General features: G+C 69.5%; 22 protein-coding genes and 1 riboswitch. Of the genes, 13 read left to right on the forward strand and 9 right to left on the reverse strand.

Translation table 11 applies throughout. The features are described from left to right. Positions 1 to 51: 51 nt before the first annotated feature. Together BFN33_RS42855 and BFN33_RS42860 are read right to left on the reverse strand one after the other, a co-directional pair. A complete protein-coding gene (locus BFN33_RS42855) occupies positions 52 to 879 on the reverse strand; it encodes an ABC transporter ATP-binding protein (protein ID WP_069765637.1) in 828 nt (275 codons plus the stop codon). Beyond that, positions 876 to 2,501 (reverse strand): 2-isopropylmalate synthase, encoded by a 1,626-nt coding sequence (locus BFN33_RS42860; protein ID WP_069765660.1) that lies wholly within the window; start codon positions 2,499 to 2,501, stop codon positions 876 to 878. Before BFN33_RS42860 ends, BFN33_RS42855 begins: the two co-directional genes overlap by 4 nt. A gap of 243 nt (positions 2,502 to 2,744) precedes the next feature. Between BFN33_RS42860 and BFN33_RS42865 the strand changes: the two genes are divergently transcribed. Then, complete coding sequence (locus BFN33_RS42865) at positions 2,745 to 3,422, forward strand: FadR/GntR family transcriptional regulator (protein ID WP_069765661.1); 678 nt, start codon at positions 2,745 to 2,747, stop codon at positions 3,420 to 3,422. Between the two features lie 40 nt (positions 3,423 to 3,462). Here the strand turns inward: BFN33_RS42865 and BFN33_RS42870 are convergent, their stop codons facing one another. The 6 genes from BFN33_RS42870 to gcvT all read right to left on the reverse strand — a co-directional run bounded on the left by BFN33_RS42870 (position 3,463) and on the right by gcvT (position 9,119). After that, positions 3,463 to 4,005, reverse strand: a complete 543-nt coding sequence (locus BFN33_RS42870) for an MOSC domain-containing protein (protein ID WP_069765638.1) — start codon at positions 4,003 to 4,005, stop codon at positions 3,463 to 3,465. Between the two features lie 38 nt (positions 4,006 to 4,043). After that, positions 4,044 to 4,601, reverse strand: a complete 558-nt coding sequence (locus BFN33_RS42875) for a glycoside hydrolase family 25 protein (RefSeq protein WP_069765639.1) — start codon at positions 4,599 to 4,601, stop codon at positions 4,044 to 4,046. Positions 4,602 to 4,823: 222 nt separating this feature from the next. Beyond that, positions 4,824 to 6,191, reverse strand: a complete 1,368-nt coding sequence (locus tag BFN33_RS42880; protein WP_069765640.1) for an L-serine ammonia-lyase — start codon at positions 6,189 to 6,191, stop codon at positions 4,824 to 4,826. Positions 6,192 to 6,247: 56 nt separating this feature from the next. Further along, positions 6,248 to 7,510: a serine hydroxymethyltransferase gene (gene glyA / locus BFN33_RS42885; protein ID WP_062045723.1), complete on the reverse strand. Its 1,263-nt coding sequence runs from the start codon at positions 7,508 to 7,510 to the stop codon at positions 6,248 to 6,250. 14 nt (positions 7,511 to 7,524) lie between these two features. Beyond that, entirely contained in the window at positions 7,525 to 7,902 is a 378-nt protein-coding gene (gene gcvH / locus BFN33_RS42890) for a glycine cleavage system protein GcvH (protein ID WP_007384830.1), read from the reverse strand. A gap of 98 nt (positions 7,903 to 8,000) precedes the next feature. Beyond that, entirely contained in the window at positions 8,001 to 9,119 is a 1,119-nt protein-coding gene (gene gcvT / locus BFN33_RS42895) for a glycine cleavage system aminomethyltransferase GcvT (protein ID WP_069765641.1), read from the reverse strand. Between the two features lie 158 nt (positions 9,120 to 9,277). After that, positions 9,278 to 9,374, reverse strand: a riboswitch (glycine riboswitch). Positions 9,375 to 9,543: 169 nt separating this feature from the next. Between gcvT and BFN33_RS42900 the strand changes: the two genes are divergently transcribed. The 10 genes from BFN33_RS42900 (at position 9,544) to BFN33_RS42945 (ending at position 20,820) form a co-directional block, all read left to right on the forward strand. Continuing rightward, entirely contained in the window at positions 9,544 to 10,227 is a 684-nt protein-coding gene (locus tag BFN33_RS42900; protein ID WP_069765642.1) for an AAA family ATPase, read from the forward strand. 91 nt (positions 10,228 to 10,318) lie between these two features. Continuing rightward, a complete protein-coding gene (locus BFN33_RS42905; RefSeq protein ID WP_069765643.1) occupies positions 10,319 to 11,113 on the forward strand; it encodes an enhanced serine sensitivity protein SseB in 795 nt (264 codons plus the stop codon). Between the two features lie 151 nt (positions 11,114 to 11,264). Beyond that, positions 11,265 to 12,020 carry an enhanced serine sensitivity protein SseB C-terminal domain-containing protein gene (locus BFN33_RS42910; RefSeq protein ID WP_176742613.1) on the forward strand — a complete coding sequence of 252 codons (756 nt, stop codon included), beginning with the start codon at positions 11,265 to 11,267 and terminating at the stop codon, positions 12,018 to 12,020. A 336-nt stretch (positions 12,021 to 12,356) separates the two neighbouring features. Beyond that, complete coding sequence (locus BFN33_RS42915; RefSeq protein ID WP_069765645.1) at positions 12,357 to 13,355, forward strand: ABC transporter permease; 999 nt, start codon at positions 12,357 to 12,359, stop codon at positions 13,353 to 13,355. A gap of 57 nt (positions 13,356 to 13,412) precedes the next feature. Next, positions 13,413 to 15,161: an ABC transporter substrate-binding protein gene (locus BFN33_RS42920; protein ID WP_069765646.1), complete on the forward strand. Its 1,749-nt coding sequence runs from the start codon at positions 13,413 to 13,415 to the stop codon at positions 15,159 to 15,161. A 69-nt stretch (positions 15,162 to 15,230) separates the two neighbouring features. Beyond that, a complete protein-coding gene (locus tag BFN33_RS42925) occupies positions 15,231 to 16,238 on the forward strand; it encodes an ABC transporter permease (protein WP_062045730.1) in 1,008 nt (335 codons plus the stop codon). Next, complete coding sequence (locus tag BFN33_RS42930; RefSeq protein ID WP_069765647.1) at positions 16,235 to 17,326, forward strand: ABC transporter ATP-binding protein; 1,092 nt, start codon at positions 16,235 to 16,237, stop codon at positions 17,324 to 17,326. The genes BFN33_RS42925 and BFN33_RS42930 overlap by 4 nt, the downstream gene beginning before the upstream one ends. Then, positions 17,323 to 18,651 carry an ABC transporter ATP-binding protein gene (locus BFN33_RS42935; protein WP_069765648.1) on the forward strand — a complete coding sequence of 443 codons (1,329 nt, stop codon included), beginning with the start codon at positions 17,323 to 17,325 and terminating at the stop codon, positions 18,649 to 18,651. Before BFN33_RS42930 ends, BFN33_RS42935 begins: the two co-directional genes overlap by 4 nt. A 97-nt stretch (positions 18,652 to 18,748) precedes the next feature. Further along, complete coding sequence (locus tag BFN33_RS42940; protein WP_069765649.1) at positions 18,749 to 20,140, forward strand: M1 family metallopeptidase; 1,392 nt, start codon at positions 18,749 to 18,751, stop codon at positions 20,138 to 20,140. 23 nt (positions 20,141 to 20,163) lie between these two features. Continuing rightward, complete coding sequence (locus BFN33_RS42945; RefSeq protein ID WP_069765650.1) at positions 20,164 to 20,820, forward strand: trimeric intracellular cation channel family protein; 657 nt, start codon at positions 20,164 to 20,166, stop codon at positions 20,818 to 20,820. Here BFN33_RS42945 and BFN33_RS42950 read toward each other — a convergent pair. Continuing rightward, a complete protein-coding gene (locus tag BFN33_RS42950) occupies positions 20,729 to 21,949 on the reverse strand; it encodes an esterase family protein (protein ID WP_069765651.1) in 1,221 nt (406 codons plus the stop codon). The genes BFN33_RS42945 and BFN33_RS42950 overlap by 92 nt on opposite strands. 145 nt (positions 21,950 to 22,094) lie before the next feature. On the opposite strand from BFN33_RS42950, the gene BFN33_RS42955 reads away from it, so the two are divergent. Further along, on the forward strand, positions 22,095 to 22,949 hold the full coding sequence (locus BFN33_RS42955; RefSeq protein ID WP_069765652.1) for a thioesterase family protein: 855 nt from the start codon (positions 22,095 to 22,097) through the stop codon (positions 22,947 to 22,949). A gap of 230 nt (positions 22,950 to 23,179) precedes the next feature. Next, the coding region (locus BFN33_RS42960) for a hypothetical protein (RefSeq protein WP_069765653.1) at positions 23,180 to 23,479 on the forward strand (300 nt) is incomplete at its 3' end.

The following is a 23,479-nucleotide window of genomic DNA, read 5'->3' on the forward strand; positions in this document are numbered from 1 at the left end:
TGAGGGGGGCGCTCCGCGAGCTTCGGCACGCTTCGGTGAGCGCCCCCTTCGTCATGCCCCGCCCCGGATCCGTACCGTCCAGCGCCCGTCGTGGCGCTCCAGGACCAGCGGCAGGTCGAAGCACTTGCCGACCTGGTCACCGGTCAGGACGTCCGACGCCGGGCCCTGCGCGAGGACCCGGCCCTCGCGCAGCAGCATCGCGTGGGTGGTGCCCGCCGGGAGTTCCTCCAGATGGTGGGTGACCAGGACCGTCGCCAGTGCCGGATGCTCCCGGCGCAGGGCGTCCAGGGCCTCGATCAGCCGCTCGCGGCCCGGGAGGTCGAGGCCGGTCGCCGGTTCGTCGAGGAGCAGCAGCCGCGGTTCGGGCTCCCCCAGCTCTCGGCTTCGCTCGAGCCGGGCGGTACCCCCATGCGCGCGGGCGATGAGCGTACGGCCGCGCTGCCCCTGTGAGAGCGTCGGCCAGCGCGCGTCGCCGAACTCGGCGAGGCCCAGGGTGCCGATGAGCCGGTCGGCCCTGTTCCGTTGCCCCTGCGTCGGCCGCCAACGGGGGAGCGGGGCAACGGAGTTGGTGAGCCCGGTCAGCACGATGTCCCGGACCTTCAGGGGTGCGGTGAGGGGATGACGCGGGTCGACGTGACCGACGTGGGCGCGCAGCTCCCGCAGGTCGACCCGGCCGAGCCTGCGGCCCAGTACCTCGACCGTGCCGCGGGTGGGATGGACCAGGGCGCCGCACAGGCTGAGCAGGGTGGACTTGCCCGCGCCGTTGGCGCCCAGGAGTGCCCAGTGCTCGCCCGCCCGGACGGTCAGGGAGACCTCCTGGAGGATCGGCCTCCCGTCCCGGACGACGTGCACGTCCTCGGTGCGCAGGACCTCCGTCACCGCATCGCCCGGTTCAGCGCGGACAGCACGGCCTGGACGGCGGCGGCCGGACCCACACCGGCGCCCCAGGCCGTCGTACGGCCGTTGACGCGGCACTCGGCGTAGGCCGCCGTGCCGTCCTCGGCGAAGTCGACGACCTCGACGGCGTACCCGGCACCGGCGAGCGCGTCCACGAAGGCCGAGAGCGGACCGGTGCCCGTGCCCTCGTGGTCGCCGACGCGCTCGTGGCACTCCAGCGTGCCGACGAAGCGGTGGACGCCGGGCGCCTCCTCGTACGCCGTCCCGTCGTGCAGCCTTACCTCGCCCTCGGTGAGATAGGTGGCCCTGAACAGCTCGTACAGCTCCTTGGGGGTCATCTCCCGGCCGCTCGTGTCGGTGGCCTCCTGAACGACACGGGAGAAGTCGGCGCGCATGTGGGGCGGCAGGTCGAGGCCGTGGTGCGTGCGCAGCAGATACGCCGTTCCGCCCTTGCCCGACTGGGAGTTGACGCGGATCACCGCCTCGTACGTCCGCCCGATGTCGGCCGGGTCGATCGGCAGGTACGGGACCTGCCAGGGCTCGTCCGGGTGCCCGGCCCGGTGCGCGAGGCCCTTGCTGATGGCGTCCTGGTGGGTGCCGGAGAAGGCGGTGTGGACGAGCTCGCCCGCGTACGGGTGGCGGGGGTGCACGGGCAGCCGGTTGCAGTGCTCGACCGTCTCGCGGACGGAGTCGATATCGCCGAAGTCGACCTCGGGGTCCACCCCTTGGGCGTACAGGTTCATCGCGAGGGTCACCAGGTCGACGTTGCCGGTGCGCTCGCCGTTGCCGAACAGACAGCCCTCCACGCGCTGGGCGCCGGCCAGCACGGCGAGTTCGGCGCAGGCGACGCCGGTGCCGCGGTCGTTGTGCGGGTGGACGGAGAGGATCACGGAGTCGCGACGGGCCAGATGGCGGTGGACGTACTCGATCTGGTCGGCGTAGACGTTCGGGGTGGCGATCTCGACGGTCGCGGGCAGGTTGTGGGTGACCGGGCGGTCCGGGCTCGCGTCCCACAGTTCCGTCAGTCCGTCGCACAGCTCCAGGACGAAGTCCGGCTCGGTCAGGTTGAAGGTCTCGGGGGAGAACTGGAAGCGGACGGCTGTGCCTTTGAGTGCCTCGGCCCGCCGTGCCATGTGCTCGGCCGCCTCCCGCACGGTCCGCCACACCTCCTCCCGGTCCCGGCCCAGGACGACGTCCCGCCACACCGGTGAGGTCGCGATGTACAGATGGACGACGGCACGCGGCAGTCCGGCGATCGAGTCGAAGGTCCGGTCGATGAGGTCGGTGCGGGCGGGCGTGAAGACGACGGGAGTGACGTCGTCGGGGACGGCCCCGCCGGTCACCAGATGCCGTACGAAGTCGAAGTCGGTGCCGCTCGCGGAGGGATAGCCGACCTCGATCTCCTTGAAGCCGGTGCGCACCAACAGGTCGAAGAAGCGGCTCTTGCGGGCGGTGTCCATCGGCTCGGCGAGGGCCTGGTTGCCGTCGCGCAGATCGACCGGGACCCAGAGGGGGGCGTGCTCGATGCGGGCGGAGGGCCAACTCCGTTCGCCGACCGGTACGTTCACGCGGTCCTCGAAGGGGCGATAGCGGTGGAACGGCATGGGGCTGGGGCGCTGGGGGTTCCAGACGGAGGTCACGGTGTGTCCTTCGGCTCGGTCGGTCGACGGAGACCGGCAGCACGGCGTCCCGCGGCGGGGTGCCGGTCGCGTCAGGCCCCGCCGCGGCAGCCGAGAAGAAGGAGACCGCTGAGCGTCATGCCGGTAGGCTAGCCACCTGTCAGGTCCTCAGACAAGTGAGAATTCACGAGTACCGTCCCTTACTTCGCACGAGTGGGTGAACCGCAGATGCCGCTGGGCCCCGTCCGCCCCAGCCCCCTGGTCGAACAGGCCGCCGAGCGGCTGCGCGAGCAGATCACCGCCGGCCACTGGCCCGTGGGCACCAAGCTGCCCGGTGAGACCACGCTCGCGAAGGAACTGGGCGTCGGCCGCTCCACGGTCCGCGAGGCGCTGCGGGCGCTGGCCGGGGCGGGGCTCGTGCAGCCGAGACAGGGCGCGGGAGTCTTCGTCACCGCGACACGGACGGTGGAGGACTGGCCCACGCGTCTGCGCCGGGCCGCGGTCACGGACGTCTACGAGGTCCGCATGGCGGTGGAGGTCCACGCGGCCCGCCTCGCCGCGCGCCGCCGCACCCCCGAGGACGTGACGGCGATGGAACGCGCGCTGGAGGGCCGGCGGGCCGCCTCCGCCTCCTCCGACGCGGCCTTCGTCGACGCGGACATCACCTTCCACGCGGCGGTGGTCGCGGCCGCGCACAACCCCGTACTCGCCGACCTGTTCAGTGAGTTCACGCCCGTCCTGCGTGAGGGCCTGATCGAGTTGCTGGCCCTGACCGCCATGCGCGACGACGACCCCAACACCGCGGAGGAGGCCCATGCGGCACTGGTACGGGCGGTGGCGGACGGGGACGCGGAGGGGGCGGCGGAGATTCTCCGGGCGGAGCTGGAGGACCCGTTCGCGGGCTGATCGGCGGTGAGGAGCCGTCGCCGTACCGGCCCCCGGGCGATCACACGATGTCGAGCGGCCGGTGCGGTCCGTCCGGCGGCTCGATCCCGACGGTGTCCCCGGGACGCACCACGCCTCCCACCGCGACGACACCCATGATCCCGGATTTGAAGCGGGCGCCCCCGTCGGGGCCCCGCCCGACGACCTCCTTCAGCAGGCCCTTGCGGAAGCCGTCGATCTGCGCACACGGATTCCGCAGGCCGGTCACCTCGACGACGGCCTCGTCGCCCAGATGCAGCAGGGTCCCCACGGAGAGCCCCAGCAGGTCGACGCCCCGCGTCGTCACGTTCTCCCCGAGCTGCCCGGCACCCACCTCGAACCCGGCCACGCGGAGCTCCTCGAACAACTCCTCGTGCATCAGATGCACTTGCCGGAGGTTGGGCTGCGAGGGATCCTTCTTCATCCGGAACCGGTGCTTGACCGTCGCTCCGCCATGAACGTCCCCCTCCACACCGAACCCGGCGAGCAGCGTGATGCTCTCGCGGTTCGGCTTGGTGAAGGAGTACGTCCCGTTGCTGCTGACCGCAGCGATCTTCCCGCCCATGGGGACAGCCTACGATCAGGGCGCAGGTCATGCACCGGTCAGGCGTCGGTAGCCCACTCGCGCAGGGCCGCCTTGCTCGCGAAGTCGGCGACGTTCTTGTCCACCGGGTCGTCGGTGTACTGGTGGAAGCGCCACTTGGCCTTGATGCGGGGCTTGCCGGCCGTGACGTAGTCGGCGATCCAGAGGCCGTCGCCGGCGTACGACGTGTCGTCCACGTCCAACCAGTAGTGCCGGTTGCAGTAGAGAAGGACCCGGTTGTTCGGGCGCAGTTGCTTCACCTTGCGGATGAAGCTGTCCTTCTCCGCGTTGCTCGCGTGGGTGCCGTCGCCCGTCGTCTCCCAGTCGACCGCGAGGATGTCACCCCCTTTCTCGGGGGCGTGTTTGACGAAGTACTCGGCCTGGGCGGTGAGATTGCCGGGCCAGAGGAAGTGGTAGAAGCCGACGACCAGTCCGGCTTCGCGGGCGTGCTTGGTCTGCGCGGAGAGCTTCGGATTGGTGTAGGAGCGGCCCTCCGTCGCCTTGATGAAGACGAAGGAGAGGCCCTCCGTGCTGAAGGTGGACGACTGGTAGGCGCTGACATCGATGCCGCGGAGCATGTGGGGGCTCCCTGAAGGATGAGTGGGGGGACGGGAGTTGATAATGCCCCACATGGTGGCGGCGGAACCTCGGCTGTGCGCGGTCGACGGTTCGGGCGGCACGGCAACCTGCGCCGACCGCGGGACACGCCGTACTGGTCTGTCATGACCGGGATGGAGTGAATTGCCGCCAGGGGGGCGTGTTGCTACTGCTCGCTCGCGCCGGGGCAAACATCGTCCACCTCAGCACTCGATGATGTTCACCGCCAGCCCGCCCCGGGCCGTCTCCTTGTACTTCACGCTCATGTCGGCCCCGGTCTCCTTCATCGTCTTGATGACCTTGTCGAGGGACACCTTGTGCGAACCGTCCCCCCGCAGGGCCATCTTCGCCGCCGTGACCGCCTTGACCGCGGCCATCCCGTTGCGCTCGATGCAGGGGATCTGGACCAGCCCGCCGACCGGGTCGCACGTCAGACCCAGGTTGTGCTCCATGCCGATCTCCGCGGCGTTCTCGACCTGTTCGGGGGAGCCGCCGAGGACCTCGGCGAGGGCGCCCGCGGCCATCGAGCAGGCCGAGCCGACCTCGCCCTGGCAGCCGACCTCCGCGCCGGAGATGGACGCGTTCTCCTTGAAGAGCATGCCGATCGCACCGGCGGCCAGCATGAACCGGACGACGCCCTCCTCGTCGGCGCCGGGCACGAAGTTCATGTAGTAGTGGAGCACCGCGGGGATGATGCCGGCGGCCCCGTTGGTCGGGGCGGTCACCACCCGGCCGCCCGCCGCGTTCTCCTCGTTCACCGCCATCGCGTAGAGCGTGATCCACTCCATGGAGTGTGCCAACGGATCGCCCTCGGCGCGGAGTTGGCGTGCGGTCACCGCGGCGCGGCGGCGCACCTTAAGGCCGCCAGGCAGGATGCCCTCGCGGGTCATGCCGCGCTGCACGCAGGCCCGCATGACCTCCCAGATCTCCAGCAGCCCGGTGCGGATCTCGGCCTCGGTGCGCCAGGCGCGTTCGTTCTCCAGCATCAGGGCGGAGATCGACAGCCCGGTCTCCTTGGTCAGCCGCAGCAGCTCGTCGCCGGTGCGGAAGGGGTACTTCAGGGCCGTGTCGTCCAGCTTGATCCGGTCCGCGCCCATGGCGTCCTCGTCGACGACGAACCCGCCGCCCACCGAGTAGTACGTCTTCGACATGAGCTCGGCGCCCGAGGCGTCGTACGCCCACACCGTCATGCCGTTCGCGTGGTAGGGGAGTGCCTTGCGGCGGTGCAGGACCAGGTCGTCGTCGAAGGAGAAGGGGATCTCGCGCTCGCCGAGCAGCCTCAGGACGCCCGCGGCCTTGATCTCCGCCACCCGGTCGTCCGCGTTCTCCACGTCCACCGTGCGCGGGGAGGCCCCCTCCAGTCCGAGCAGCACCGCCTTCGGGGTGCCGTGGCCGTGACCGGTCGCGCCCAGGGAGCCGTAGAGCTCGCAGCGCACCGAGGCGACGGAGGCAAGCAGCTCCTCGTTGCGCAGGCGGCGGGCGAACATACGGGCCGCGCGCATCGGGCCGACCGTGTGGGAGCTGGACGGGCCGATGCCGATCGAGAACAGGTCGAAGACCGAGATGGCCACGGGCACTCCTTCAAAAAGGGTGGGGGCACACGTCGTCGGGTGCCCCCACCGTGGAACTACTTGTTCAGGCCGGCGTACAGCGGGTGCTTGTCGGCAAGGGCCTTCACCCGGGCCTTGAGCGACTCCACGTCGTACGACGGCTTCAGCGCCGAAGCGATGACGTCCGCGACCTCGGCGAAGTCCTCGGCCGTGAAGCCTCGGGTGGCCAGGGCGGGCGTGCCGATCCGCAGCCCCGACGTCACCATCGGCGGGCGCGGGTCGTTCGGGACGGCGTTGCGGTTGACCGTGATGCCGACCTCGTGGAGACGGTCCTCGGCCTGCCGGCCGTCCAGTTCGGACTCGCGCAGGTCGACGAGGATGAGGTGGACGTCGGTGCCGCCGGAGAGCACGTCGACCCCGGCCTCCCGGGCGTCGTCGGCCGTCAGACGCTCGGCGAGGATGCGCGCACCGTCCACCGTACGCCGCTGGCGCTCCTTGAACTCCTCCGAGGCGGCGACCTTGAAGGACACGGCCTTCGCCGCGATCACGTGCTCCAGGGGACCGCCCTGGAAGCCCGGGAAGACGGAGGAGTTCAGCTTCTTCGCGAACTCCTTCTTCGCGAGGATGATCCCGCCGCGCGGTCCGCCCAGCGTCTTGTGGGTGGTGGAGGTGACCACGTCCGCGTACTCGACGGGGTTCGGGTGCAGCCCCGCCGCCACCAGGCCCGCGAAGTGGGCCATGTCGACCCACAGATACGCCCCGACCTCGTCGGCGATCCGGCGGAACTCCGCGAAGTCCAGCTGCCGCGGGTACGCCGACCATCCGGCGATGATCACCTTGGGCCGGTGCTCCTTGGCGAGCTTCTCCAGCTCGGCCATGTCGACGAGACCGGCCTCGTCCACGTGGTACGCGACCACGTCGAACTGCTTGCCGGAGAAGTTCAGCCGCATCCCGTGGGTCAGGTGACCGCCGTGCGCCAGGTCCAGACCCAGGATCGTGTCGCCCGGCTGGGCCAGCGCGAACAGGGCGGCCTGGTTGGCGGAGGCACCGGAGTGGGGCTGCACGTTGGCGTACTCGGCGCCGAACAGCTCCTTCACACGGTCGATCGCGATCTGCTCGGCCACGTCGACGTGCTCGCAGCCGCCGTAGTAGCGACGGCCGGGATAGCCCTCGGCGTACTTGTTGGTGAGGACCGAGCCCTGCGCCTCCATGACCGCGAGCGGAGCGAAGTTCTCCGACGCGATCATCTCGAGGGTGGACTGCTGGCGGTCCAGCTCGGCGTCGACCGCGGCGGCGATCTCCGGGTCGAGCTCGTGCAGGGGCGTGTTCAGTGCGGACATCGGGTGCGGACTCCTCAGCCGGCGGAAAAGGCGGTGTACTCGTCGGCGGAGAGCAGGTCGGCCGGCTCCTCCGCGACGCGTACCTTGAACAGCCAGCCGCCCTCGAAGGGGGCGGAGTTCACCAGCGCCGGGTCGCTCACGACGTCCTCGTTGACCTCGGTGACCTCACCGGAGACCGGGGAGTACAGGTCGCTGACCGACTTGGTCGACTCCAGCTCGCCGCAGGTCTCGCCCGCGGTCACCGTGTCACCGACCTCCGGGAGCTGGACGAAGACGACGTCGCCGAGCGCGTTGGCCGCGTGCTCGGTGATGCCGACCGTCGAGACGCCGTCCTCGGCGCCCGACAGCCACTCGTGCTCCTTGCTGTAGCGCAGCTGCTGCGGGTTGCTCATGGTCTGAATTCTCCTGTACGCGGGGGAGTGCTGATGAATGGGGGACTGCGGAAGGCGCGCGTGAGCAGCGACTCTGTGCTCAGCATCACCTACGACGGCTACTTCTGACGCTTGTAGAACGGCAGCGCCACGACCTCGTACGGCTCGTGACTGCCCCGGATGTCCACACCGACACCCGCCGTGCCCGGCGTCGCGTGCGCGGGGTCGACGTACGCCATCGCGATCGGCCTGCCCAGCGTGGGGGAGGGGGCGCCGGAGGTGACCTCGCCGATCACCTCGCCGCCCGCGACCACGGCGTACCCGGCACGGGGGACACGGCGGCCCTCGGCGATCAGGCCGACGAGGACGCGCGGCGGGTTCTCCGCGGCGCGGGTGGCGGCCTCGGCCAGCGCCTCGCGCCCGACGAAGTCCCCCTCCTTCTCGAACTTCACGACCCGCCCGAGCCCGGCGTCGAAGGGGGTCAGCTCCCGGGAGAGCTCGTGCCCGTACAGCGGCATGCCCGCCTCGAGGCGCAGGGTGTCCCGGCAGGACAGGCCACAGGGGACCAGGCCGGCCGGCTCGCCCGCCTTGGTCAGGGCCTGCCACAGCGCTTCCGCGTCGGAAGGCGCCACGAACAGCTCGAAACCGTCCTCCCCGGTGTACCCGGTGCGGGCGATCAGCGCGGGCACCCCGGCGACCGTGCCCGGTAGACCGGCGTAGTACTTCAGGCCGTCGAGGTCGGCGTCGGTCAGGGAGGCGAGGATCCCGGGCGCCTGAGGTCCCTGTACGGCGATCAGCGCGTAGGCGTCCCGGTCGTCGCGCACCTCGGCGTCGAAGCCGGCCGCGCGCCCGGTCAGCGCGTCCAGCACGACCTGGGCGTTGGAGGCGTTGGCGACCACCAGGTACTCGGTCTCGCCGAGCCGGTAGACGATCAGGTCGTCCAGGATGCCGCCGTCGGCCTGGCAGATCATGGTGTAGCGGGCGCGGCCGACACCCACGGACGCGATGTTGCCGACCAGGGCGAAGTTCAGCAGTTCGGCCGCCTGCGGCCCGGTCACGGTGATCTCGCCCATGTGGGAGAGGTCGAAGAGCCCGGCCTTCGTCCGCACGGCGTTGTGCTCGTCGCGTTCGGAGCCGTAGCGCAGGGGCATGTCCCAGCCGGCGAAGTCGGTCATGGTCGCGCCCAGCGAGCGGTGCAGGGCATCGAGCGCGGTACGACGGGGTTCGGTACTGCTCATCGGACGGTCGTCTCCCAAGGATCCAAGGCATGACGGGCGAGGTCTTTCCTCCCCATCTGTCATCGGAACCTGAGAGGTTCGCCCTGATCACGAAATGATCCGGGCTTGCACCGTGGGTGGGGCCGCCTTCGAGTCGGCGGCCCGCTTTTCAGATGTGCCTCGCCCGCGCGGTAACGGGGCCTGAGAGATTCAAGGGAGGGACTTGCTCCTTCGGCGCCCGGGTACACGTACCCGGGACTCTCCCGCGCGGATTCAAGCGGCCGGTATGCAGTTGGCGCGGACATCATTGCACGCCGCGCACGCGTCCGGCAGGGCCGTCTCTGTAACCGGCTTGTGGCGGTTCGACTACAGAAAAGCGAGAGATCGTCCATTACCTTCTCTTTACGCTCGGTGGGGAGGGAGACCCCGACCCCGGAGGAGGACGATGACGGTGGACAGGACCACGGCGTACGCCACGACCTCGGGCATCGCGCTGCCGGAGCAGCCCACGGCCCCGGCCGTCGAGCTCCGCGGCGCACGCTCGCGCGGGGGGACCCCGGTCGTCCGCGACCTGCGCGACCGCGCGGGCCGCAGTCCGCACGCCCTGCTCTTCGGTCCCAAGGACCTCGTCGTCATCACCGGCCTGCCCGGCAGCGGCAAGTCCACGCTGATGAAGCGTGCGGTGGGCGGGATCCGGATCGACTCCCAGGACACCCGTGACCGCTGGGACGGCCGGTTGTCCCGCTTACTGCCGTACGCCGTCTACCGCCCCCTGGTGCGGCTCGCGCACTTCGCCGGACTCCACAGCGCCCTGCGCTCCGGCGAGGGGATCGTGGTCCACGACTGCGGGACCCAGGCCTGGGTGCGCGGCTGGCTGGCCCGCGAGGCCCGGCGCCGGGGCGGCACCCTGCATCTGCTGCTGCTCGACGTCACGGCCGGCACCGCGCTGGAGGGCCAGCGCGAGCGCGGCAGGGGCGTCTCGCGGTACGCCTTCCTGCGGCACCGGGGCGCGGCCGCCCGGCTGATCCGCTCCGTGGAGCGCGGTGACCTGCCCCAGGGCTGCGGTTCGGCGGTGCTGATCGACCGGGACGCCGCGGACGTGCTGCGGCGGATCGACTTCACGGGCTGAGGCGGACGGGTTTGCCGGGCTGAGCCACCTTTCCACCGCACCCGCTAGCCTTTCAGCCACATCAGTAGGTTCACAGCAGGCGGTCAGACAGATGGACTTCCCGGCGGATCTTCCCGCGGACTTTCCGGCACCGGCACACCCGCACCCTCATCCGCACGGCGGATGGCCCGGCAACGAACTGGAGGAGGTACTCTCCGCCTCCCTCGGCATGCCCTCGGCGGGCGGCCGGATCACCGAGGTGCTCGGGCGCAGCTTTGTCTGGATCCCCCTGCCGAACGGCGGTGGTCCGCACAGCGGTCCCCTCGACCTGCCCACCCTGGAGATCGCGGGCCAGGCCTTCGTCCCGGTCTTCAGCTCCGAGGAGCAACTCCGTCAGGTCGTCGGCAGCCATCTGTCGTACACCATCGCCCCGGCGGTCGAGTTCGCCCGCGGCCTGCCCCCGCACGTGGGCATCGCGGTGAACCCCGACGGGGTGGTCGGCGTCCCCCTTCCGCCCGCCGCGGTCGCCGACCTCTGCCGCGTGGGCCGCACCCCGCTGGACGGCCCCAACACCGGTGGCCGGGTCAAGCTCTACGAGCCGGACTGGCAGGACGATCCGGTCGACTTCCTGGCAGCGGCGTCCGCCGAGTTCGCGGCCACGGGCGTGGTCCTGACGGCCCGCCGCTGCCTGGCCGCCATCGAAACGGCCGACCCGGTGATGTTCGTGGGCGTCGAACTCTCCCAGTGGGAGGGCGATCTGCGCACGCTCCCGATGGACGCCCTCGGCCGGGCCCTCGGGACGACTCCGGTCGCCTGGCCGGTCAACCTGGTTCTGCTGGACGTGGCGGACGACCCGGTGGGCCACTGGATGCGCGAACAGGTACGCCCCTTCTACATCCAGGGCTAGTGGGACAACCTGTCGAGGACAGGCGACCCGCACCCGCCAACGGCGCACAGGTCCCGGGTTCCTGGGCGCTTAAGCTGGTCCCGTACTCGGGGCAACTTTCAAGAAGGGGCGATACAGGGTGAGCGCCACCACGACCGACCAGGTCGAGCACATGCTGCGCCAGGTGACCCCCGGGCGCTACGACGCCTACGAGGCACTGCTGCGCGCCCTGGCGACCCCCAACTCCGGCCAGATCTGGATGCTCCTGTGGCACGGCCAGGCCGGCTCCCCGGACGCCCAGTACGGAAACATGGAGGTCGACGGCTACGGCTACGCCCCCTGTGTGACCTCGGCCCAGGAGCTGAGTGCCAGCGGCTGGAACCGCTCGTACGAAGTGGTCGACGGCATCGACGTGGCCCGCACCCTCTACCCCGACCAGTACGGCCTCTGGCTCAACCCGCACGCCCCCGGCGGCGGCCTCGGCATCCCCTGGCTCGATCTGCGCCGCATCGCCACCGGCCTCGAGCGTCAGCCCGCGGGGCCGCTCAGGCTGTCGGAACCCGGCATCGAGATCCCCCAGTTCTACGCACTGCTCGTGCAGAACGCCCACCGCACCCCGGCGGTCCGGTCACTGCGCCGGGCCTGGGTGCAGCCGGCGCTCGGGGCGCCGTATCTCGCGATCGGCCTGGACGTCTACGACACCAGCCCCTCGGCCGTGGACTCGGTGCGCGCGATGATGCAGCAGTCCATCGGCGCCGTCCCGGACGGGCTCCCGGTGTCGACCGTGGCGATGTCCGACGAGTACGACCCCGTGGCGCTGTGGATGCGCGCCGGCGCCCGTCCCTTCTACGACCGCGAGGCCCACGGATCCCCCGCGCAGGCCCCGGCGGCCGGGTACGGCTACCCGCCGGCCCGTGGCGGTTACTGAGAGCTATGACGGCCCGTTCGACTCGTCCACGTAACGGCCACATTTCTTCGCGCGTAGATAGCGGCAGATCATCACGAAGATCGCCCATTGTACCGCTATGTCCCAGCTAGCATGCGTCCGGGGGCCGTTACCCGTTGTTCGGATAACGGAATCCCTCGTACTGCATCACGGTTACGCATACTTTCTTCGCCAGGCCTGGCGGGTGATCGCAGCGAAGCTGAAGACTCCCCAGGCAGGCGCAGGATCAGACGTTCCCTGCGAGCTGAGCAAGTCGACAAAGCCGTAATCCACGGCAGGTGTAGGCCGGTCACCACCGGCGAGAGGGGTCGGGTCACTGTGACCGCACCGATCGAGACCACCGGGGCGCAGGCCGAGGCGCAGCCGGAGGCTGTCCTCGTCGGCGTCGACAAGGGGCAGATCGAGGGCCGTTCCCTGGGACAGATCGCCTGGTCCCGGTTCAAGAAGGACAAGGTGGCGGTCGCCGGTGGCGTGATCGTCATTCTGCTGATCCTCCTCGCGGTGCTCTCCCGCCCCATCCAGGCCATGTTCGGCCTGGACCCGAACGCCCTGCACCAGGATCTGATCGACCCCAACACCTCGCTGCCCAAGGGCGACTTCGGCGGCATGAGCTGGTCGCACCCGCTCGGTGTGGAGCCGAAGTTCGGCCGCGACATCGCCACCCGCATCCTCGAGGGCTCCTGGGTCTCGCTGGTCGTCGCCTTCGGCGCCACGATCCTGTCCAACACGATCGGCGCCGTGCTCGGCGTGGTCGCCGGCTACTACGGCGGGCGGGTCGACACGATCATCAGCCGGCTGATGGACACGTTCCTGGCGTTCCCGCTGCTGCTGTTCGCCATCGCCATCTCGGCCACGCTCCAGGGCGGTGCCTTCGGGCTCGAGGGTCTGCCGCTGCACATCAGCGTGCTGATCTTCGTCATCGGCTTCTTCAACTGGCCCTACCTGGGCCGCATCGTGCGCGGTCAGACGCTGGCCCTGCGCGAGCGGGAGTTCGTCGACGCCTCGCGCGGGATGGGGGCCAGGGGGCCGTACATCCTTTTCCGGGAGCTGCTGCCGAACCTCGTCGGCCCGATCATCGTCTACTCGACGCTGCTCATCCCGACCAACATCCTCTTCGAGGCGTCGCTGAGCTTCCTCGGCGTCGGCATCCAGCCTCCCCAGGCCTCCTGGGGCGGCATGCTCAACCAGGCCGTCGACTTCTACCAGGTCGACCCGCAGTTCATGATCGTGCCTGGTCTGGCCATCTTCGTGACCGTCCTTGCGTTCAACCTGCTCGGTGACGGTCTCCGCGACGCTCTCGACCCGCGCAGCCGCTGACCCGCGGCCGCGGTGAGAGTCCACAAGATTTCCGACAATAAGGGGAAGCAGACCATCATGCGAAGGTCAGCGCTGGCCGCAGTGGCGGCCATCGGCAGTGCGAGCCTGTTGCTCTCGGCTTGCAGCAAGGCCGATGACAACGGTGGAGACGGGAACAAGTCGGCTGGGGCCAACGCAGCGACCAAGGGCGTCGTCAATGCCTCCACCCAGAAGGGTGGGACGGTCACGTACGAGTACTCCGACGTCCCGGACTCCTTCGATCCCGGCAACACGTACTACGCCTACATGTACAACCTCAGCCGGCTGTACGCCCGCCCGCTGATGACCTTCCAGCCCGGTCCGGGCGAGGAGGGCAACAAGCTGGTCCCGGACCTCGCCGAGAAGGCGGGCGAGCCGAGCGACGGCGGCAAGACCTGGACGTACAAGATCCGCTCCGGCCTGAAGTACCAGGACGGCACCCCGATCACCTCGAAGGACGTCAAGTACGCCGTCGAGCGCTCCAACTTCGCGCGTGACGTGCTCTCCCTCGGCCCGAACTACTTCCAGCAGTTCATGGAGGGCGGCAAGGCGTACAAGGGTCCCTACAAGGACAAGAGCGCCGAGGGTCTGAAGTCCATCCAGACTCCGGACGACACCACGATCGTCTTCAAGCTCAACCGTCCCTTCCAGGAGTTCGACTACCTGGTCGCGACGCCGCAGACGGCGCCGGTCCCGCAGGCCAAGGACACCGGCATCGACTACGTCAAGAGCATCGTGTCCTCGGGCTCGTACAAGTTCCAGAGCTACGACGAGGGCAAGCAGGCCGTCCTCGTCAAGAACGAGAACTGGGACGCGAAGACCGACCCGCTGCGCAAGCAGTACCCGGACAAGATCGTCGTCAAGCTGAAGGTCAACGCCGAGACGATCGACCAGGACGTCCAGGCCGGTGACGCGATCGACCTCGGTGGTACCGGTGTTCAGGCCGCGACCCAGGCGAAGGTCGTCAACGACGCGAGCCTGAAGGCCAACACGGACAACACCTACGGTGGCCGTCTGGTCTACATGGCGATCAACAACCAGGTCGCGCCGTTCGACAAGGTCGAGTGCCGCAAGGCCGTCGAGTACGCCATCGACAAGGTCTCCGTGCAGACCGCCGAGGGCGGCCCGATCCGCGGTGACATCGCCACCACCGTCCTGCCCCCGGACATCACCGGCTACGCGAAGGCCGACGTCTACGCGACCACCGGCAACAAGGGTGACGTCGCCAAGGCCAAGGAGCAGCTGAAGGCCTGCGGCAAGACGACGATCAACACCAACCTCTCGGCGCGCAGCGACCGCCCGCAGGAGATCGACGCGGCCACCGCGATCATCGCCTCGCTGAAGAAGGTCGGCATCAACGCCAGCCTGAAGCAGTACCCGTCGGGCAAGTACTTCACCGACTACGCGGGTGTGCCGACGTTCGACAAGAAGCAGAACATCGGCCTGCACATGATGCAGTGGGGTGCCGACTGGAACTCCGGTTACGGCTTCCTCCAGCAGATCCTGCACGGTGACGCGATCGGTGCGTCCGGCAACACCAACCTCTCGTATCTGAACGACAAGCAGATCAACCAGATGCTCGAGCAGGCCATCGCCACCGAGGACGACACCGCCCGCAACGCCCTGTACGGGCAGATCGACAAGCGCGCCATGGACCTGGCGGCGCTCGTCCCGCTGACCTACTTCAAGGTCCTGCTGTACCGCCCGTCCGGCTACACCAACCTGGTGTCCACGTCGGCCTTCAGCGGTCAGTACGACTACCTCAACATCGGCACGACCAAGAAGTAGCCCCGGAAGGCAGGTGAAGGCATTGGTGCCCGTGGGCCTCACGGCCCGCGGGCACCAGCGCCGGTCCCCGTGATCTCGTACATCCTCCGTCGGACGTTCGCGGCAGTGATCCTGCTGCTGGTCGTCACCGCGGTCACCTTCGCGATCTTCTTCCTGCTGCCGCGGATGGCCGGCCAGACCGCCGACCAGCTCGCGCAGCAGTACATCGGAAAGAGTCCGACGAAGGCCGACATCGCCGCGGTCAAGCAGAACCTCGGTCTGGACGAGCCCCTGTATGCCCAGTACTGGCACTTCATCAAGGGGATCGTGTCCGGCGCCACCTACAACCTGGGCCCCACGACGGCGCACTGTGACGCGCCGTGCTTCGGCTACTCCTTCAAGAACCACGTGGCGGTGTGGCCCCAGCTCACCTCGCGTCTTCCGGTGACCATCTCGCTGGCCGCCGGCGCCGCCGTGATGTGGCTGGTGTCCGGTGTGGTGATCGGCGTGATCTCCGCACTCAAGCCCCGCAGCTTCTTCGACCGCTCCTTCATGGGTGTCGCGCTCGCCGGGGTCTCGCTGCCCATGTTCTTCACGGGCAACCTGGCGCTGCTGCTCTTCACCTACCAGTGGCCGATCTTCGGGCGAACCTACGTACCGTTCACCGAGAATCCGGCCCAGTGGGCCAACACACTCTTCCCGGCGTGGTGTTCGCTGGCGCTGCTGTACTCCGCCATCTACGCGCGGCTGACCCGCTCGGGCATGCTGGAGACGATGAACGAGGACTTCATCCGCACGGCCCGCGCCAAGGGCCTGCGGGAGCGCAACGTGGTGGCCCGGCACGGGCTGCGCGCCGCGCTGACCCCGATCATCACCGTCTTCGGTATGGACCTGGGCCTGCTGCTCGGCGGCGCCGTGATCACCGAGACGGTGTTCTCGCTGCCCGGCATCGGCCAGTACGCGGTGCAGGGCATCACCGACAACGACCTGCCCCCGATCCTCGGCGTCACCCTGCTCGCCGCATTCTTCGTCGTGATCGCAAATCTCCTGGTGGACCTGTTGTACGCCGCCGCCGACCCGCGGGTGAGGCTCTCGTGACCGAACTCTCCAAGACCGGTGCCGCCCTGGGCGAGCCGGCTCCGGGGAACGCCCCCGACGCCTTCCTCGCGGTCCGCGACCTCAAGGTGCACTTCCCGACCGACGACGGCGTGGTCAAGTCCGTCGACGGGCTCAGCTTCGAGGTGGAGAAGGGCAAGACCCTCTGCATAGTCGGCGAGTCGGGCTCCGGCAAGTCCGTCACCTCACTGGCGATCATGGGCCTGCACCGGCTCGGCGCACAGGGCAAGCACGTGCGGATGTCCGGCGAGATCTGGCTGGACGGCAAGGAACTGGTCTCCGCCGACCCGGACGAGGTGCGCCGGCTGCGCGGCCGCGAGATGGCGATGATCTTCCAGGACCCGCTGTCCGCGATGCACCCGTACTACACGATCGGCAACCAGATCGTGGAGGCGTACCGGGTCCACCACAACGTCAGCAAGAAGATCGCGCGCAAGCGGGCGATCGAGATGCTCGACCGGGTCGGCATCCCCGAGCCGGCCAAGCGCGTGGACGGTTACCCGCACGAGTTCTCCGGCGGTATGCGCCAGCGCGCGATGATCGCCATGGCGCTCGTCAACAACCCCGAACTGCTCATCGCGGACGAGCCGACGACCGCACTGGACGTCACCGTCCAGGCGCAGATCCTCGACCTCATCCGGGATCTGCAGAAGGAATTCGGCTCCGCGGTCGTCCTCATCACCCACGACCTGGGTGTGGTCGCCGAGATCGCCGACGACGTCCTGGTGATGTACGGCGGCCGGTGCGTGGAGCGGGGCAGCGTCGACGACGTCTTCGAGCGGCCGCAGCACCCCTACACCTGGGGTCTGCTCGGCTCGATGCCGCGCATCGACCGGGAGACCTCCGAGCGGCTCATCCCCGTCAAGGGTCAGCCGCCGAGCCTCATCAACGTCCCCTCGGGCTGCGCCTTCCACCCCCGCTGCCCGTACGCGGACATCCCCAAGGGCGATGTCACCCGTACCGTGCGCCCGGAGCTCCAGCAGGTCGGCGGCGGGCACTTCTCCGCGTGCCACCTCTCGCCGGAGGACCGCACGCGGATCTGGACCGAAGAGATTGCGCCGAAGCTGTGAGTGAGACGAAGAAAACCGACGCCGCTCCGGAAGAGCGTGAGGTCCTCCTCAAGGTCGAGGGCCTGCAGAAGCACTTCCCGATCCGCAAGGGTGTCCTCCAGCGCCAGGTCGGTGCGGTCAAGGCGGTCGACGGCATCGACTTCGAGGTGCGCAAGGGCGAGACCCTCGGCGTGGTCGGCGAGTCGGGCTGCGGCAAGTCGACCATGGGCCGGGTCATCACCCGCCTCCAGGAGCCGACCGGCGGTTCGATCCACTTCGAGGGCCAGGACATCACGCGGCTGAACGCGGCCGGGATGCGTCCGCTGCGGCGGGACATCCAGATGATCTTCCAGGACCCGTACGGCTCCCTGAACCCCCGGCACACCATCGGCGGCATCGTCTCGGCGCCGTTCCGGCTGCAGGGCGTGGAGCCCGAGGGCGGGGTGAAGAAGGAGGTCCAGCGCCTCCTCGAGCTGGTCGGGCTGAGCCCCGAGCACTTCAACCGCTACCCGCACGAGTTCTCGGGAGGCCAGCGCCAGCGCATCGGCATCGCGCGGGCACTGGCCCTGAAGCCGAAGCTGGTGGTGGCGGACGAGCCGGTCTCGGCCCTCGACGTGTCGATCCAGGCGCAGGTCGTGAACCTGATGGACGACCTCCAGGAGGAGCTCGGCCTCACGTACGTGATCATCGCGCACGACCTGTCCGTCGTACGGCACGTCTCGGACCGTATCGCGGTGATGTACCTCGGCAAGATCGTCGAACTCGCCGACCGCACCTCGCTGTACGAGGCGCCGATGCACCCGTACACCAAGGCCCTGATGTCGGCGGTCCCGGTGCCGGACCCGAAGCGCCGCGGCGCCAAGTCGGAACGCATCCTGCTGCGCGGCGACGTCCCGTCCCCGATCTCCCCGCCCTCGGGCTGCCGCTTCCACACCAGGTGCTGGAAGGCCACGGAGATCTGCAAGACCACGGAGCCGCAGCTGGTCGAGCTGCGCCCCGGCCAGCGCGTGGCCTGCCACCACCCCGAGAACTTCGCGGACCAGGCCCCGCAGGACACCGTGCTCCTGTCGGTGGCCAAGGAGGCGGCCGAACTGGTCGCGGAGGAGGTCCTGGCGGAGAAGCCGGAGGCAGTGGTCGCGGCGGATACCGAGGCAGTGGCCGCGAAGACGGGGCCAGGCGCCAAGACCACACCCACCGCACCTCTCACGACGGGCGAGTCGGCCGACTCAGGGGCGCGGGGCGGAGCTGAATCTGCGGCTACCGCCGCGCGGGCGCGACCAGCCCCCACCAACCCGCAGCCGACCGACGAACCGGAAGACCCCGGTCAGGAGTCAACCGACAAGTAACGCATGACGAGTTGGCAAAGTCATGCACATGCCCGAACGGGAGAGTGAAGAGTCGTCCGTGTCCGACTTATCGGCGCACGCTCGAAGGGACGACACGATGGGACTCTCCCGTTCGGCACGCTTAGGAGCCGTCGCGACCGCGGCGGCTTCCTTCTTTGTGATCGCGGCCTCACCAGGCCCCGCCGCCGGCGACCCCGGCATCGGCGACCCCTACTTCCCACTCCTCGGCAACGGCGGCTTCGACGCCCGCCACTACACCCTCGACGTGGCGTACAACCCGGACACCGACCGTCTGGACGGCCGTACGACACTCACCGCCCGCGCCACCCAGAACCTCTCGTCCTTCGACCTGGACCTCCAGAAACTCGAGGTCACGGGAGTCGAAGTGAACGGCAGACGCGCCCAGTTCACCCGCGACGGCGACGAGATACGCATCACCCCGCGCCAATCCCTGCGCAAGGGCCACGACTTCACGGTCGCCGTCACCTACGGCGGTGTCCCCGAACCCCTCAGCGGCCCGATCGTCTTCGGCTCCGACTACGGCTGGATGAAGACCCCCGACGGCGTCTTCGTCGCCTGTGAACCCAACGCCGCCTCCACCTGGTTCCCGTCCAGCGACCACCCCTCCGACAAGGCCACCTACGACATCCGCATCAAAACCCCCAAGGGCCTGACCGCGGTCTCCAACGGCCGGCTCGTGTCGACGTACGACAAGGGCGGCTCGACGTACACCCACTGGCGCGAGAAGAAGCCGATGGCGACCTACCTCGCGACCGCCACCATCGGGAAGTTCGACGTCCGCACCGGGAAGACGCCGGGCGGCATCCCCATCTACACCGCCATCGACCCGGTGCTGCAGAACAGCAACAACGTCGACGTGTACGGCGTGACCGCCGAGGCCACCGACTACTGGTCGCAGGTCTTCGGGCCGTACCCCTTCGAGGAGACCGGCGCGATCGTCGACGACATGCCGCAGGCGGGGTTCTCGCTGGAGGTGCAGTCGAAGCCGGTGTACTCGGCGGTGCGCAACGAGACCACCATCGTGCACGAGCTCGCCCACCAGTGGTTCGGCGACTCGGTCTCGGTCGCGCACTGGAAGGACATCTGGCTCAACGAGGGCTTCGCCACCTACGCCCAGTGGCTGTGGGCCGAGCACAGGGGCACCCGCAGCGCCCACGACTCCTTCCTCGCCGGCTATGACGCCCGCCCCGCCGACAACGCGTTCTGGCAGATCACCGTCGGCGACCCGCAGCGCGACACGATGTTCGCGTCCGCGGTCTACCAGCGCGGCGCGATGACCCTCCAGGTGCTGCGCGAACGGATCGGCGACAAGGCGTTCTTCAAGCTGCTGCCGGCCTGGACCGCGCTCCATCGCTACGGCAACGCCGACACCGCCGACTTCATCCGGCTCGCGGAGAAGGTCAGCGGACAGCAACTGGACGACCTGTTCCGCACCTGGCTCTTCACGACGGGCAAGCCGGCCCTGTAACAGCCCCTGCGCAAGAATGCGGTGTGCTCCAGCAACTGTTCAGCCCCTCCGTCCAGCACACGCTCGACCTCGTCGGCATCTTCGTGTTCGCCATCTCCGGCGCGCTGCTGGCCGTCCGCAAGAACTTCGACGTCTTCGGCATGGCCGTACTCGCCGAGGTCACCGCGCTGGGCGGGGGGCTGTTCCGGGACCTGATCATCGGCGCGGTACCCCCCGCCGCCTTCACGGACCTGGGGTACTTCATCACCCCGCTGCTCGCCGCCCTGCTGGTCTTCTTCCTGCACCCGCACGTGGAGCGCATCCAGGCCGGTGTGAACGTCTTCGACGCGGCCGGCCTCGGCCTGTTCTGCGTCGCCGGGACGACGAAGGCCTACGAGTACGGGCTCGGCCTCACCCAGTCCGCCACCCTCGGCCTCGCCACCGCCGTCGGCGGCGGTGTCCTGAGGGACGTGCTCGCCAACGAGGTGCCCTCGCTGCTGCGGTGGGACCGCGACCTGTACGCGGTCCCGGCGATCGTCGGCGCCACCATGGCCGCCCTGTGCATCCGGTACGACGTTCTCTCCCCGTTCACCAGTGGGCTCGCGGCCCTCACCGCCTTCGTACTGCGCCTGCTCGCGATGCGGTTCCACTGGCGAGCTCCGCGGGCGTGGAACCGGCGCTCGACCGTGCGTGAGGAGTAGTGCCCGCCCGGCCGCGCAGCAGCCCCATCTCCTCGGTCAGCCACCGGAACGCCGGGACCACCTGCGGCCGCCACAGCGCCATGTTGTGGCCGCCCGCGCTCTTCGGGACGTAGACGACGTGCACGGTGGTCGGCGCCTTGGCGATCTGTTCGAGACCGGCGGCCGCCTCGTAGCCGTCGCCCGGCTGGCCGGACTGGTAGAGCGCGATCGCGGGTGGCGTGCGGGCCTCGCGCAGCAGCACGTAGGGATTGTTGGCGCGGCGCAGGGCGGGGGTCTCGGCGGCCAGCGAATTGCGTTCGCCGATCGGGTCGTTGTAGCCCGACATGCTGACTGCGGCCCGGTAGCGGTCGGGGTGCGCGACGGCGAGCTTCGTCGCGCAGTGCCCGCCCGCCGAGTAGCCGGCCACCGCCCAGCCCGCGGGACCGGCCTGGGCACGGAAGTTGTCGGTGACCATCTTCGGCACGTCGACGCTGAGCCAGGTGTCGGCGTTCACCGTGCCCGTGATGTTGGCGCAGCCGGTGTCCACCCCGGCCAGCAGGTTCATGCGCGGGGCGACCAGGATGAAGGGCGCCACCCGGCCCTCCCGCATCAGCGGTCGCAGTTGGTTCACCGCGTGCAGCGACCCGAACCAGGCCTTCGCCGAGCCCGGATAGCCCGACAGCAGCTCCACCACGGGGAACTTGCGGTGCCGGTAGGCGGGTGTGCCGTACTGCGGCGGCAGCCAGACGTAGACCTCGGCGTTCACGCCCGAGACCCGGCCCTTGAGCTGGGTCACCCGGACCCCGTGCATGCCGGGTCCGGTGGCCTTCCTGAAGTGCTGCTCGACCCTGGGCAACCGTTTCAGCGAGATACCGCCGGTGCCGTCGGCGCCGAGGTCCGCGGCCTGCTGGACGTGGTTGCCGGTGCCGAGCAGGTCGGCCCAGTTGTCGTACAGGTTGTTCTGGTTGTTGACCACCGCGAAGACGAGTCCGACGGCCGTGCCCTGGGCGAACAGCACCATCAGTACACGGGCGGCGGCGCGTGCGATCCGGGGGCCCCGCAGCCGCGACCACAGGGCGAGCGGCAGCACGAGGGCGACGACGGACAGCACGATCAGCGTGTAGAGGAACGCGGTCCCGGTGAGGCTCATGTCCCTGTAGAGGGCGACACCGGGGCCCGGGTTTACGGACGAGTACGGACACTTACCGAAGAATTGCCCGGGTCTCACCTGGACCGGCCTGTGGGGAGCGCGAGAAAAGCTACCGCTTAGTAGTTTGTTGTTGTACCGTTCAGGCATGCCAGAAGCAGCCTCCGCCACGCGTGTCACCATCGGCGACAGCGAGTTCGACCGGGACACCGCGGTCACCCGCCGCGCACCCGGCGTCTACGACATCGACCTCTCCGCGGGCTGGACGATCATCAGCGCCGTCAACGGCGGCTATCTGCTGGCCATCCTGGGCCGCGCCCTCGCGGACGCCCTGCCGCACGCCGACCCGTTCACGATCTCCGCGCACTACCTGACCGCGTCCCAGCCCGGACCCGCGGTGATCCGCACGGACGTGGTCCGCACCGGCCGCACCCTCTCCACCGGCCAGGCCTCGCTCTTCCAGTACGACGAGGAGGGCAAGGAGGTCGAGCGCATCCGCGTCCTCGCCTCCTACGGCGACCTCGGCTCCCTTCCCGACGACGTCCGTACGTCGGCGAAGCCGCCCGCGATCCCGCCGGTGGACCAGTGCTTCGGCCCCGAGGACGGTCCGGCCCCCGTCGAGGGCAGCTCCGCCATCACCGACCGGCTGATGCTCAAGCTGGACCCCTCGACCCTGGGCTGGGCCCTCGGCGCCCCGTCCGGCAAGGGCGAGATGCGGTCCTGGTTCGGGCTCGCCGACGGCCGCGACGCCGACCCCTTCTCCCTGCTCCTCGCCGTGGACGCGCTTCCGCCCACCGCCTTCGAGATCGGCCTCAAGGGCTGGGTGCCCACGGTCGAACTCACCGTCCACATCCGCTGCCGCCCGGCACCGGGCCCGCTGCGCGTCTCCATCACCACCCGCAACCTCGCCGGCGGCTTCCTCGAGGAGGACGCCGAGGTCTGGGACAGCGCCGACAGGTTGGTGGCACAGTCGCGCCAACTTGCCAGGGTCAGGTTGTCCTGACCCACCCGGGGGCGCGCCTGCGGTTCTCCGACCGCGTGGCCGCTCGTGTCACGGGCTTGTACCAGCGAGTAGGTCGAAGGCCGCAGGGGAAGCCCAGGTCGGACGGGGTGCTTTAGCCGCGCTTTGCCCTGCACACAGGCGGGGGACAGTGGGGCCCCAAGAAAGGCCTAAGGGCCGTTGGTTGAGTTCCGGGCCTCAGGACTTCCTCATCCTCCCTGGAGCTGTCTCTCATGAAGCGTGTGCGTCTTCTCCCCGCAGTGGCCCTGTTGGCGCTCTCGCCCCTCGCCCTGGTGGCCTGTGGCTCGGGCGACTCGTCGTCGACCTCGAACAGTGGCAACTCGGGTCAGCAGCAGAACTGTCAGGCCCCGACCGGCAACGCCTCCGGAATGCCGAGCGGCGCCCCCTCGGGCGGCCCCACCGGCAACGCGACCGCACAGCCGTCGGGCGCGCCCGGCGGCAACCCCTCCGGCATGCCGAGCGGCGGCCCAGGCGGCGGCCAGGGTGGCCAGGGCGGCCCCGGCGGCGGCATG

Source organism: Streptomyces sp. LUP47B (assembly GCF_001746295.1).
In the GTDB taxonomy this organism is placed as follows: domain Bacteria; phylum Actinomycetota; class Actinomycetes; order Streptomycetales; family Streptomycetaceae; genus Streptomyces.